Source organism: Sedimentibacter acidaminivorans (genome assembly GCF_017873955.1).
GTDB lineage: Bacteria > Bacillota > Clostridia > Tissierellales > Sedimentibacteraceae > Sedimentibacter > Sedimentibacter acidaminivorans.
In genome coordinates this window covers 564383-578934 of the sequence record NZ_JAGGKS010000001.1, presented here as the reverse complement: position 1 = coordinate 578934, position 14552 = coordinate 564383, and the positions used below count along the sequence as shown (strand labels likewise).

Here is a 14552-nt window from a genome sequence, read left to right as displayed (position 1 = left end):
TCTTTATTTATAATATAAATTTTACAAATTATTATAACCTTACAATGAAAGAGTTGATGGTTAGCCAACATGCTCATAGTCTTTAATCTTTTGATTTGTGAATAAATTTATTTATAGATGCAAATCCAGATAAGACTAATCCGAAATAAGCATTTATTCCAAACACAAAACCGCCTAAGCCATAAACCATAAGTCTTCTAAAATATTTATCAGCAAAGGAATTAAACATTTCATGAATCTTTTTCGGCTCCATATCATATATTTCTTCTCTTGCTATACGGTCAAATTCAATAGCCTTTAGAATTGTATCAAGATTTACTTTTATACTTTCAATAGCAGATTTAACAAAAATATTTAACATATATGATTTTGTTTTTTCGTCAATAAAATTAAAGTTTAAATCAATAGCTTCTTTTAACGTTGAGCTATAAATACTTTTAACAAAAGATTCAAATTCATTTTTAGAAATAAAATCTGTTATAAATATCTCAGTGGATTTTACTAATTCTTCTTTATCAATAAAATTAGATATCTTATCATTATTAAATATAAATTGTTTATAATTACTAATGATATTTTGTATTTCTTTTTCTAGAAAATTGCCATTTAAAGTATCCATTAAATTATCTATAATTAAACTTGTATCCTTATTTGAAATTTTACTGAATAAATCTTTAAACGACACTGCCTTAATAAATTCATCAGTGAGTTCATTTATTAAAGGTATAATAATATTTATAATATCTTTTTTGTTTGTAGTCATATTTTTAGATAAATCAGTAATTAATATATTTATTTCATTGCTATAAGTGTTAAATATATTATTCATACTCTCTAATGATAGTAATTTTAAAATATCATTTAAATTAAATTTTTCTAACTTGCTTTGTGTTAATGATATGGTGTTCGCTATCTTTTCTTTTATCAATTCAGCATTTTCGTCGTTAGAAAGATAAGTGTTCACCATTTCATCTACTTGAATTTTATTTATGCTACTTTGTAATGAATCTACTTTAACTTTGTAAAATTTCTCTTCAATAATATTATTGAAAATATCTAGCAACTCTTGTTCTTTATCATCAATGAAACAAGGAATTTTATCAACTATAATTTTTTCAATTAATTCACTTACAATAGCATCGCCTCCCATTAAGGAGTACATCCCCTTTTCTAAAAAGCCAAGACTACCTTTAATTTCATTTTGAACATTACTTGATATAGCACCCTTGCTTTGAGCTATACTGCTTTTTACATTATGTGTAATTTTATTAATTAATGTAGGTGTATTATTGTTAATATAATTTTTCATTTTTCCATCAAAAAGTTCTCCAAATGTCTTGTTTCCACCTACAGATTTGTTAAACAAATTAGATATAGTATCTGATATTTTTTTTCTTGAATGTTTAGATGAAATAATTTTATACAATCTATAAGATACAAAACTATTTACAGCTTCAATATTAATAGATTTAAAAATTTCCTTCAAAGGTTTATTAATTGTTCTAGTATATTTTTTGTTATATTTCATCATAAACTTCTTAATATTATTAGAGTCGTTGAGATTATTATTTGTAATATCATAATAATTTTTAATTAAAGTGGCTACATAATTTTTAATTATGTTAACAAAACTATTAGGTATCTGAGTTTCTAATTTTGATGTTGAATTAATTTTATTTTCAATAAAATTAATAAGTTCATCTTTTGAATTATATATTTTTTCTTTAGCGAAAGCACTTAAATACATTGTATTTTCAGGTGAAAGTAAACTTGAAAGACCAAAATTATCTAAATTATTTACTGCAAAATTACTAAGATTATTAGTATTTTTAGCTAGCAAATTTTTAGTAAATGTATAAGTTCCTGCTACTATATTTTCCTGATTATTTTTCAATAGATTATTTAGTAAAATGTAATTATTTGATTCAATACTGCGTAATAGTTTAGTATTTAAATTATCTTCATATTTACCAAATAACTCATTTATACTTTCTTTACTTAATAGGTTTTTATCAATAAATACAGACATGTTTTCAGCAAAAATCTTTTTGTTTTTTACAATATAACCTAAGGAAAAATTACGTAAAAAAGGTATTTTGCTCAACAATTTAATTTCTTTATATGGTCTGAAAATCATGTTTATTGCAATAGCATTTGTTGAAAAACCAACTAGTGAATAAGTAATCATATTTGCAATATTTATAGTATCTAAACTAATAGGGGAGTTTTGAAATATGGCTAGTGTGATACCAGCACCAGTACCTAAAATTCCACCAAAAAACATTATAGGTTTAAGTTCTCTACCTATAAAATCATTTGCTAAATTACTTAATTCATCATCATTGAGTTTATTTAAATTTTCAGTAACAAGTTTCTTAACTGAATCTCCAAGTAGAGTATCTAGATTATTTATCATTAGTGAACGAAGTAGTTCAGAACTATTTTTATATAAGTTTTCAATTGAATTGATTTTGTCGATAGCTAATGATAATTTTTTATTCTCTGTTCCATTAGTCATTTCATTGTACTTTTTTAAAATCTCTTTTGAAATTCCATTAGGAATATCTGAATAGACACGTGATGACTGGAATTTACTTATATTTAAATTGTTTTTTATTGTTACTTTAATAGAATTTTTTATGTATTCAGAATTATTATTAAAAACATTATAAATAAAGCCCTTAATGTTTGAATTATTGTTGTAAATACTTTCTTCATCTACCAGTTCATTTAAGTTTTTGTTAAATAAAATATTGAAGTTAGCATAAATTTTTTGACATAAAGAATCAGAAATGCTTTCTGATGAAATAATTTTATCCATAATTAATTCTAATATATTTTCCTTGATAATAGTAGCAGAATAAATTTCAGTAGGCATAACATCTTTTAATTTTAAATTCATTACATAATTAATGATTTCATTAAAAATTGATTCAAAATTAGTTTCTAGATACTCCGTTAAATATTTACTAGCAATTGATGGTGTTATAATATTACTATTTTCTGCACTAGTCAAAATTTCACTAATAGATACAGTATTTAAATAGTTAATAAATTTTGAGCTAACATTATTGCTCAATTGTTCAGGTTCGGTTTCATTTTTAACATAATCAATTATTTTTTGAACAATATTATATTTTTCGCTTAAATTATTTAAATATGAATTTTTTATAGTGCTAAGAAGTTTTCCCTTCATACCAGTGGCTTCATCTATGACCTCATCCACTGATTCTTCAATAATTTTATCTATGTTTTTACTGTTGCTGTAAATCCAGCCAATAATATTTTCCGTTAAAGATGGTAGATTATCTAACAAATATGATTTTAAATTAATTTCAAAGGATGAATCAAATAAATTGAAAAGGGTCTTATCATACTTTTTTACATAAGAAAAAATAGAGTTACATAATTGCAAAATTGAATCTTGCCCATTTTCTGAGTATATATATTCAGAAAATAGTTTTACTATATTTATTTTTAAATCTTCATCTATTGTAATTATGTCTTTAAATGGCTTTTCATACATCTTTTCTTTAATAGATAATAGAGTTTCATTTAACTCTAGAGATAAATAAATATCTTTTACAGCATTATTTAATCTATCGTTAAAATTATCAGTAATAACTTGATTTAATTTATGAATAAAATTTTCAGTAATATTAAATCCTATTTTTTCTGTTCCATCTAGTAAACTTATTAATTTATTATTTTTATATTCATTATATAAAGACAAAGATATATCTCTTACAACATTTGAATCATTTATTAAATCATTAATGGAATCATACAAAGAACTAGATATCTTTTCTAATTGTTTATCTGTTAAAAAATCATCGATTTTTATGTTATTAAATAATAAATTAGTCATTTCAACAGAGTTGTTATCTATTATTTTTTTAAAAAAATCACCAGACTGTTTTACTGAAGACTCAAATTCATCAATATCTGAAAAATTGGCTGAATCAGCAGAATTATAAAGGCAATTATTAAAAAAATCCTCAGTAAGTGATTCAAACTTAGATTTAAATGATTCGTCAATTAAAATGTTATTCAACTTATCTTTATTAATTATATCATTTTCTACAAGCGAGCTAAGGTTATCTATAAATTCATTTCTTGTTTTCTTTATAACTCCACCTATTTTTAAAGGAGTATACTCTTTGAAAAGCATATTTATAGCATACTCGTTAGTTATATATCCTGAAGCACCACCAAGTATCGCTTGTATTATGTAATTGTATATTATGTCATTCATAATATTGATTCTTCCTTTCAAATTAATCTTTTGAAATTATATCATTATAACGTCAAATATGCAAAAATATTTATATAAATTGTAAAATATTGTATATTTTTTATTTTTCTATTATATATTTTTATATTTTTTGAATAAATAATACCAAATAAACTAATAATTAAAATTGTATTGATTTTTCGTGAAAATTATAGTAAAATAATGTTAATTACACAAAATAATTGGGAGGAAAGAGTAAATGAAAACGTATAGCATTGACAAAATTAGAAACGTTGCATTGATTGGTCACAGTAACTGTGGCAAGACAACACTTACGGAAGCGCTTTTATACATAACAAAAGTAACAAACCGAATGGGAAAAGTTGAAGATGGTAATACAGTATCTGATTTCGATAAAGAAGAAAAAGATAGACAAGTTTCAATAGGCACATCTATTATACCTATAGAGTATGAAGATACGAAAATTAATTTTCTTGATACTCCTGGTTATTTTGATTTCGTTGGCGAGGTTTACGGAGCACTTCGTGTTGCTAGTGGCGCTGTTATTGTTATTGATGCTAGTTCTGGAATTGAAGTTGGTACTGAAAAAGCATGGAAATCTCTAGAACAACAGAACATACCAAGAATAATTGTATTAAATAAGATGGATAAAGAAAACGTTAATTTCGAAAAACTTCTTGAAGAATTAAGAGATAAATTTGGTAAAAAGGTAGTTCCATTTGCCCTTCCTATTGGCGAAGGAGAATCATTCAAAGGTTATATAGATATAGTTGCAAGGCAAGGTCGTCTAATTGAATCAAAAGATAATATAAAAATTGACACACCAGATTATTTAGTTGATAAAGTTGAAGAGCTAAGAGGCGTTTTAATGGAATCAGTTGCAGAAACCGATGAAGAAATGTTAGAAAAGTTCTTTAATGGTGAAGAATTTACTGATGAAGAAATTCATAACGGTTTGAGAAATGCAGTACTAGTAGGTGATATAGTTCCTGTAGTAGTAGCATCCGCATCAAAAGCGATGGGCACAAAGTGTATAATGCATATGGTTAATGAATACTTACCTAGTGTTGAGGATTTAAAAGAAGTAAAAGGCACGAATGATGGAGTTGAAGTAACAAGAAAAGTTGATCCAACAGATCCTTTATCAGCACTTGTTTTTAAAACTGTAGTTGACCCATTTGTAGGTAAAATTACTTTATTCAAAGTGTTGTCAGGTATACTTAAAAAAGATACAGAAATATATAATGCTGTTAATAGAGAAACAGAAAGAGTTGGAAGTGTATTTTATCTGAGAGGTAAAGATCAGGTCGAGGCTTCAGAAGTTACAGCAGGAGATATAGGAGCTACATCTAAATTAACATACTTTAAAACAGGTGATACTATTTCTACCAAAAGTAATCCAATTGTATATGAAGGTGTAAATTTTCCAAAACCATGTTATTTTATGTCAATAAGTGCAAAAACAAAAGACAATGATGAAAAAGTAGGTTCGGGTCTTCATAAATTAAATGAAGAAGATCCAACATTTACAATAGAGAGAAATATTGAAACTAAAGAGCAGATAATTGGTGGTCAAGGTAATATTCAATTATCAGTTATAGCAAGTAAATTAAAAAATAACTTTAAGGTAGAAGTAGATTTAACAAATCCTAAAGTTGCTTATAGAGAAACAATTAGAGGTAAATCAGACGTACAAGGGAAACATAAGAAACAATCAGGTGGTGCAGGTCAATATGGAGATGTTCATATTAGATTTGAACCATCTACAGAAGAATTTGTATTTTCGGAAGAAATATTTGGTGGATCAGTTCCAAGAAACTATATACCAGCAGTAGAAAAGGGTCTAAGAGATTGTTTAGATAAAGGTGTTCTAGCTGGATGTAAGGTTGTTAATGTTAAGGCAACATTGTACGATGGTTCATATCATGATGTTGACTCTAATGAGATGGCATTTAAAGTAGCTGCTTCTTTAGCATTTAAAAAAGGTATGATAGAAGCAAAACCAATACTTCTTGAACCTATAGCTAAAGTGGAAATTGAAATCCCAGATGAGTATATGGGAGATATAATGGGTGATATGAATAAGAGAAGAGGAAGAATTCTCGGAATGGAACAACAACCAGATGGTACACAAAAAGTTATGGCAGAAGCACCACAAGCTGAAATGTACACATATGCCATAGATTTAAAATCTATGACACAAGCAAGAGGAAGCTTCACTATGGAGTTCCTAAGATACGATGAAATGCCATCCAACATGGCTGAAAAAGTTATATCAGAATATAAAGCTAAATTAGAATAAAATTAATTAATGCGCTGGGTACAATGAAGTGCCACCTGTCAAGTAGACAGTGGAAATAATATAAATAATATAAATATTTTATAAGGTCAGCCAATATATAAATTGGTTGGCCTTATTTTATACATTTACTTGTGTTTATCACACAGTTCGAAGTTATGAATAAAATAAGGCATGTCTTTATAAAATTATTGATTATATAATGTATAAATATAAAAAAACATAACTTACAAAGCATCGAAAACTTGCCAATAAAACTAATGAGGTACATTTTTTTAGAAATCATAAGTTGCAAAAGTTTATTAAACATTCAAATATCAGAATAAACACTTTTTGACAAAGTGACGTATAATAATGATATTATACGTATAAAAATAATAAATTATATAATCTTAAAAATCTAGGTTGTAGAGTTGTAAATAATTCATCATTAATCATACTTCAAACGAGTTAGTAATCAAATTAGATATATTACCTAAACAAATATAACTCATTTAAAAGAACAAAAATCTGCAGAATAATTTAGTATTAAAGATGCAATCGAATCATTAAATCCTTAAAGTAAGATGAAAGACCAATGCAATTATTGTAAGTTCAAAGAATAGCGCAGGTATAGATTCATCTGATTTAACCAGATGATAGGTAGATAGATATACCATTGTAAGTTTATTTATATTAACTATTTAACAAGTATACTTATTATAAAAGTAAGGTACTTGTTTTTTATTAAAATATAAATAAATATAAAAGCAAATAGGTTGAATAGTATTTGAATAAAATTAGGAATAGTGGTATAATATAGAATAATTTGTAAAATAAAAGCAGATTATAAATGGAATTTATAATTCTGATTAGGCTAATAATGTGCAGTTCGTCAATGTACGAATTATATCAATTAGACGAAACTAGTATGTGGCTTTTTAATGGTAAAAACTAGGAGGTGGAGTTATGTCTTTGTATGGACATACAAATATCAACATCGAAGCGCTCAAGCGTTGGGCAAATTCTTTATCTGTTGATGAAATATCTCAAGTTGATATTGGAGGGTACTTAATCGAATTAAGAGAGGACACACGTGAGATCTTGAAACTTCAAACCCAAGGATTTGCAGACCTGGCCAATGCACTCAAAGAAGAGGATGACTGGAGAAATTGTGAGTATATCATCAGTCAAATGTTCTATAATGCATTTGTCCGAATTGATAATAGTTCAATTCGAATTGCTGATTTCTACGAATGCCTTATTGTTGCGAGTAATATGAAAACATACAAAAAAATTTTTAAAGGATTTGATTATATTGATACTGGAGCTATTCATATTAGAGACAACAAGGGGAATGCAATAGCTACTATTGGAACGAAAAGCGATTTGATTTGGACCACATTCTATGAATACTTTATCAATGAGGATGATAATGGAAGTATAAATCATACATATTCCAACCACGAGCAATATTTATCAATTCAACTATTTAATGTAGAAGGATGTTCGCTGAGTGAATTGACTACAACTGTGAATGAGATATTGTTACGTGTTTCAATGGAATATGAGATGGACTTTAAAATTTTTGAAGTAGATTCAATGTTCAAAGAAAGTGGAGAATGTTCAATACGTAATATGCAATTCATCCCTACAGGGTTTGAGCAGATTCCAATGTTATATCTTACAAACGCTATTAACTCAGTTGACGAGAGACTATCGTATTTAAGTTATTATCAGGTGATAGAATACTTTTTTGTTCGAACTCAGAACTATCACTTTTTGGATAATCTTTCAACAATTGATATGCAGAATGTAAATCATAACGAACTCAGGAAAGTGTTAGTAGGATATAAGAAAGTGAGTTATGAAAGAGCTGCGTTAAGACTTGTTTTTCTAAGAGCTATAGATATTACCAAATTTAAAAATTGGTTGTATTCTAATTCTGAATATCAGGATATTTACTGCAATTCAGAAGAACTAAAAATAGATATTTCTAGAGTGGACAGCAAAGTGATAGACCAGTTAGTAGAAAGAGTATACAGCTATAGATGCTCTATAGCTCATTCCAAAGGAGATGTTGAGGAGTACATTGCGATACCATCATTAAGCAATGAGAAAATCGTGAATGAACTCCCATTGTTAAAATATTTAGCCTTTGAAGTAATAAGCAATTGTTCTGAGAAATAATTAAATTCTCTACCTGTGATTATATCCAATACACCGCTGCATTATCTGTAATTTAGGTGATAAGAATAATGTGTTGTTAAAACAAATAGTATTATTAGGTCTTTTTGAGGAGTTGAATTTATGAGAAATGAAAGTGAAATGTTAGATACAATTATCAATGTTGCCAATGTAGATGAAAATATAAAAGCAGTTGTTTTGTGCGGTTCGAGAGCAAATAACACGGTAAAAAAAGATATATATCAGGATTATGACATTATATTTATTGTGAATGAAACAGATAAATATGTTGACTCAGATTACTTTAGAAAGTGCTTTGGTGAAAGGGTATTATTATTTAGACCTGATAAAATATATCCTGAATTATTTGAAAATACATGTGCTTATCTAATGTTGTTTGATGATGAAAATAGAATAGATTTGAGAATATGTACAACAGAAAAATTTATGAGAATTTATGAGGTGGAAGAATTAGGACAACCAATGATAAAATTAATTGATAAAAATAATTTTCTACCAGAGATAGCAGGAAAAATTAATGATGTATTTACGATAAAGATACCTAATGAAAAGGCTTACAATGATACATGTGCAGAATTTTTTTGGGAACTTCAAAATATAGGTAAAGGTATTATGCGTGATGAAATTTCATATGTAATGTTTTTATTGAACGTTTCGGTACGCGATATGTTAAATAGAATGATTGATTGGTATATTGGAGTTCATAATGATTTTTCAGTTACCACAGGTAAATTGGGGAAGTATTATAAAGAATATTTAGATGAACGGTTATATAATATGTATAAAAAGACATATCCAAGAGCAGAGTATTATGAGGTATGGGAAGTATTAATGATAATGATTAAGTTATTTAAGGAAACTGCAATATGTGTAGCAAATGAATTTGAATTTATATTTCCTGAAGAAAGTGAAATTGTTATATTAGAACATTTAGAATATCTTAAAGGAACATGTAACTAATGATAATAATTGAGATATTAATTAATTACTTCGATATCTTCTTATAATGTAATATTCATATAAAACTGTGCAATAATTGATTATAGCAATAATAAGCAATTGAGATATTTTACAGATTTAAAGAGGAGGTTACGTGATGGAATCAGTAATAAACAAATTGTTTGAGTATTACGATACAATATTTTTTGATGAAAGAGTGGAAATTGACCGTTTTGGAAAAATGGGAATGCACTATGACGGTTTGATGTTTGATGAGTACCTCTCTAATTCTATCTTAGATATTGATTACCTTTCGATAGATGATTATTTTGATAAAGTGGCAGATGTAAAGTACTATCAAACAGAGAGTTTGTTTTCGCAATATTCAAACTTAGATATAGAAAAAAAGCTGAAAGTTATTTCAGCAATATTGTCGTTAATAAATTTTTCCTCGTATAGAGAAACATCCAAAGATACAATAATAAAAAAATCTAAAGCTTTCCTGCAAAGGTTTGGCTTAGAAGTAGAGGAAAAGGATAAATACATTTATGTAAAAAATGAACTAAAACTTTTTGAAGGCTCATATAGCGAAATTTTCTTATTCAATACTCAATTTTATAAAAAACAGTTAAAGGATAAGTTCAAAAACGAAGAAACATGGAAAAAACGCTTTAAATACGAATATGAAAACATGGAAAAGCTATCTGAATGTCCTTATGTTTTGAAAGTTTTCGACTATGATAGAGACCGAAATTCATACTTGATGGAAAAATGTGATTGTAATTTATTTGACTATTTAGAGAAAAATCAATTTATTTGTGATGACGAACTGGTGAGCATTATTACACAAATTGTAACTGGAATGCATGAAGTACATCAAGCAGGAATATTACATCGTGATTTGCATCTTGGAAATATATTGTTAAAGGGTCATAATATTATTGTTTCGGATTTTGGATTAAGCAAAGATACTATGATAAATCATAGCTTGAAATCAACATCAACCCCGAAAAATTCGCATTTTTTTATGGATCCCATTGGACTATCCGACTTTACCAAGTTAGATAAACTTAGTGATGTTTTTTCAATAGGAAAAATAATTGATTATATTACAAGTAGCAGTGAATTAAATAGTAAGCTTTCATATATAATCAATAAAGCAACTGATAGAAATAGGAATAAAAGATATTTAAGTTTGAGTGATTTGTTAACAGATTTGAATTCTGTGCTTAAGGACATTTCTAAAGAAGAGCGAATAGCTCTTTTGGAAAAGGATATTCAAAAGGGTAAAAACTCTCCCGACGTAGAGAATTTTATTTTGCGACTATCATCTCAAGGACAGCTATCAAATTATATCGTGAAAAAGCAACTTAACAACTTTGGAGAGCTTCTTCTTGAGTTTAATGAAACTACTCAGACAACGTTATTGTCAAATATCCAAGATACATATTCAGAGGCGACGGGATATGGGCATTTTGAGAACTATGGTTTATTTGCAGGAATTATGTATCGATTTATACGCAAATCAGGTACTCTTAAACTGCAACGAATTGCGTATAGTATTTTGGAAGGGTGTGCCAGTTATCGCTATAATGCAAAAGATCGTTTAGACGAAATCAATCTTTACTACCCTAATTTAGAGATTATTTAGTACTTGTTGTAGTGGTTTTCATCTCATTTTACATTTCAAAAGCATTGGTCTGAAAAGCCTTATCGGCGCTGAAACCTGAAGCTATATTTGTCAACAAAAATAATTAGAGTCACACATTGCGTTTCAGATCTATCGTTTAATGAATTGCTAATTATGTTTATAATCAGTCATTTCCAGGACCAATTTGAAATATAAATTACATATATAATACACGGATGAACAGAAATTTATGTAGGCAGTAGAATGGATGGAAAAACTACAATAAAATACTTACAGTCATTCATTAAGCCAAAAGATTATCAACCTGAGTTAACAAAGGATTATTTTTTAAAACTTTCAGAAGAAGTTGGAGAATAAGTTAAAGCTATGAGAAAAAATCTTATTCTAGAAAATTCATATAGCATTAAGGAAACTATAGAAGAAGAAATATGGGATGTTATTTATTATGCTCTTGCAATTGCGAATTGCTATGATATAGATGTTGAGTCTATAATCAAAATGAAAGAGGATATAAATCGAGAAAAGTATAACTCAAAAATAATACTTGAGCGAAATAGATAAATCCAAGTTCTCGATCACTTAAAACTGCTCATTTTGTTTATGATGTTTATGATAAAATAATAGAATAAGACGATGGAGATGAGGGTAATATTTTCATGCAGGAAATATAAATAACTACATTCAATGAGCATAACTCGAAGCACGACCAATCTATCGTGAATTTCCGTTATGTTAATAAAAATTATTTAGAAGAGTTAATTTATGAATATAACAATAAAGATTTTTCTATAGAATTTGAGGCGAAAGAAATTGTCCTTTTATGTTGTATTGGAGATACTTCAAAAACTTCAGAATGTTTTTTACTTAAAATATTTAATATAGGTATAGAATACTTCTGTAAGATAATTAGAGGGATCACAATTACACTAAAGCTATTGAGTAATTGTGATTTGTGTAAAAGTGCGAATTTAATTGAGGATTTTAATGAGGGTTCAATCTTATGCGATGTTCGTACAAATTGGAGCAGTGCATCGGCAAGAACACTCAGCCTTATTCCCAATGAAATAGTTTATAAAGATAAATAAATCCACCATCCAACACAAGCTACCATTGTACCGATAATGCTTGTAAGGTATCGTTCATAGTGTTCACTAAGCCTGGTGGTTGGATAGCCTTCTCAGGTTGATGATTAATGGCAGGGCTGTTCATACTGAACACCTCTGTATTTTTATAATAGTATGACATTTTTTTAGTTATATATCATAAATGTGAATAATTTAGTGAATATTTAGCTACACAATAATGTGATAAATATAAGAGGATATAAAATGTTTGCAAAAGAGATTTGCATTAATGTTAAGCAAATTGAACAAGTATCTCTATATATAATTGAAGTACTTGTTTTTTATTGAAAATTTATAAAGAGATAAAAATAATACCTCTTTATATAATTAAAATTGTAAGATAAGGTAAAATTATGATACAATTATAGAAAATGTTGTAATGTATAAGTGTGGGACGTACTAATTATGGACAATTGACAAAGCAATAATGTTGTTATATTTATAAAACGACAAAATCAATTGGTAATCAAAATAATAGAAATATATTTCTATTTAATTCGAAAGAGGGATATGTATGGAGATATTAGGCATAGTAGGAAGTTACAGAAAATCTGGGAATACTGATATTTTGGTTCAAAAGGTTCTAGAGGGAGTCATGAATTATGGGTTAGATACTAATTATATTTTTTTGCCAGATTTTAATATAAAAGACTGCACCGGTTGCGAAAGATGTAAAGTAGGGTTTAAATGTGTTAAAAAAGATGATATGCAAAAGCTATATCCACTTATTGAAAAAGCAGATGCTATAGTTATTGGATCGCCAACATATTTTTATAATGTAACAGGTGTAACAAAAAATTTTCTTAATAGATTGTATTGTTATGAAATATTTGATGAAAATGATAGATCGGTTTGGATGGGGCTCAATGAGGTGATAGGCATAAAGTATGCTGTTACGGTTGCAGTTTGTGAACAAGAAAGGGAAGAAGATATGGGATATACATCTTTGACCTTGAGTAAAACAATAGAAGCCGTGGGTTATAGGGTTATAGATAATATAAAAGCACTTCATGTATATTCGAAAGGGGACATACTAAATTACGAAGATGAATTAAAACATGCAATACTTGCTGGTGAAAAATTAGCAAAAACATTAATGTTAAGGGAAAAGGTGAAATCTACTAAAATTATATGAAAACTAATTTAAATTAATATTGTTTTATTAACTATGTTAGAAGATATGAGAAAAATTTTGCTTGATATAAATTAATGAATAAGTTAACTGAAAGTAGGTGTTTATATGGAAAATATTGAAGTAATAACTCAAGCTGAAATAAATATCCCCAAATCTTATTTGAATTGTCAAATAACTTCATGTGGAAGAATGTTTTGCGATATTGATAATAAAGACAGCTATGCTTCGAATTATGCGGTGATAGACAATAATAAAAATCTAGAAAATGCAATTGAAGAAATAGATAAGTTCTATAATCATAGAGGAATCAAGCCAAAAATATTTAACCGTATTGATTCATTAGAACTAGATGTGTTGAGGAATTATTTTAAAGACAATGATTATAAGCTTAGGGAATTTGAATTAGAAAGCATGGTTCTCAATATGAAGGGAAAGATATATTGTGCAGAAATCAGCAATGTAAAAAGTTGTGATATAAAAAAGGAAAATAAAAATTTAAAAGGTAAAGAATATGACCTTGCGGTTGAACAGGATGACGGTGATACTTATGGTGTTAATCAGCTTAATAAGCAAATTGCTAGCGGCGGTATTATATTTTTTGCATATGATGAATTTAATAACCCTGCATCAATGGTACTGGGTGAAAAATATAATGATGTAGTTTATATATCTAATGTCTATACAACTCCTTCTAAGAGAAGGATGGGTTATGGGTTGTCTGTAATGAATTCATTGCTGTTACATTACACAGATTCTATTTTCTATTTGTATTCTAGCAATCCAAAAGCTATAAGTATTTACAACAAGTTAGGTTTTAAGGGTCAGAACTTAAAGTCATGGTGGGCAATCAAAGGCGAACTTCCAGAATGGTGTAAGTAGTAATTAATTATTAATAAGTTGTATGCAAGACGTTGTTTGAAACATATTGCATATATAGTTACTCCATTTATGTTAATATAATT

General features: G+C 27.5%; 9 protein-coding genes. 8 read left to right on the top strand and 1 reads right to left on the bottom strand.

The window, feature by feature from the left end; all coding sequences use genetic code 11:
- Positions 1 to 82: 82 nt before the first annotated feature.
- Complete coding sequence (locus J2Z76_RS02640) at positions 83 to 4255, bottom strand: DUF445 family protein (protein WP_209510426.1); 4173 nt, start codon at positions 4253 to 4255, stop codon at positions 83 to 85.
- 238 nt (positions 4256 to 4493) lie between these two features.
- Between J2Z76_RS02640 and fusA the strand changes: the two genes are divergently transcribed.
- From fusA to J2Z76_RS02600, 8 genes are all read left to right on the top strand, one after another.
- Positions 4494 to 6557: an elongation factor G gene (gene fusA, locus J2Z76_RS02635; RefSeq protein ID WP_209510425.1), complete on the top strand. Its 2064-nt coding sequence runs from the start codon at positions 4494 to 4496 to the stop codon at positions 6555 to 6557.
- 945 nt (positions 6558 to 7502) lie between these two features.
- Positions 7503 to 8723 (top strand): hypothetical protein, encoded by a 1221-nt coding sequence (locus J2Z76_RS02630; RefSeq protein WP_209510424.1) that lies wholly within the window; start codon positions 7503 to 7505, stop codon positions 8721 to 8723.
- 120 nt (positions 8724 to 8843) lie between these two features.
- Positions 8844 to 9701: an aminoglycoside 6-adenylyltransferase gene (locus J2Z76_RS02625; RefSeq protein WP_209510423.1), complete on the top strand. Its 858-nt coding sequence runs from the start codon at positions 8844 to 8846 to the stop codon at positions 9699 to 9701.
- 136 nt (positions 9702 to 9837) lie between these two features.
- Positions 9838 to 11331: a protein kinase domain-containing protein gene (locus tag J2Z76_RS02620; RefSeq protein WP_209510422.1), complete on the top strand. Its 1494-nt coding sequence runs from the start codon at positions 9838 to 9840 to the stop codon at positions 11329 to 11331.
- A gap of 366 nt (positions 11332 to 11697) precedes the next feature.
- Complete coding sequence (locus J2Z76_RS02615; RefSeq protein ID WP_209510421.1) at positions 11698 to 11892, top strand: nucleoside triphosphate pyrophosphohydrolase family protein; 195 nt, start codon at positions 11698 to 11700, stop codon at positions 11890 to 11892.
- A 155-nt stretch (positions 11893 to 12047) separates the two neighbouring features.
- Positions 12048 to 12416 carry a hypothetical protein gene (locus J2Z76_RS02610; RefSeq protein WP_209510420.1) on the top strand — a complete coding sequence of 123 codons (369 nt, stop codon included), beginning with the start codon at positions 12048 to 12050 and terminating at the stop codon, positions 12414 to 12416.
- A gap of 553 nt (positions 12417 to 12969) precedes the next feature.
- Positions 12970 to 13590, top strand: coding sequence for a flavodoxin family protein (locus J2Z76_RS02605; RefSeq protein WP_209510419.1), 621 nt, complete (start codon positions 12970 to 12972; stop codon positions 13588 to 13590).
- A 105-nt stretch (positions 13591 to 13695) separates the two neighbouring features.
- Positions 13696 to 14469 (top strand): GNAT family N-acetyltransferase, encoded by a 774-nt coding sequence (locus J2Z76_RS02600; RefSeq protein ID WP_209510418.1) that lies wholly within the window; start codon positions 13696 to 13698, stop codon positions 14467 to 14469.
- Positions 14470 to 14552 lie beyond the last annotated feature (83 nt).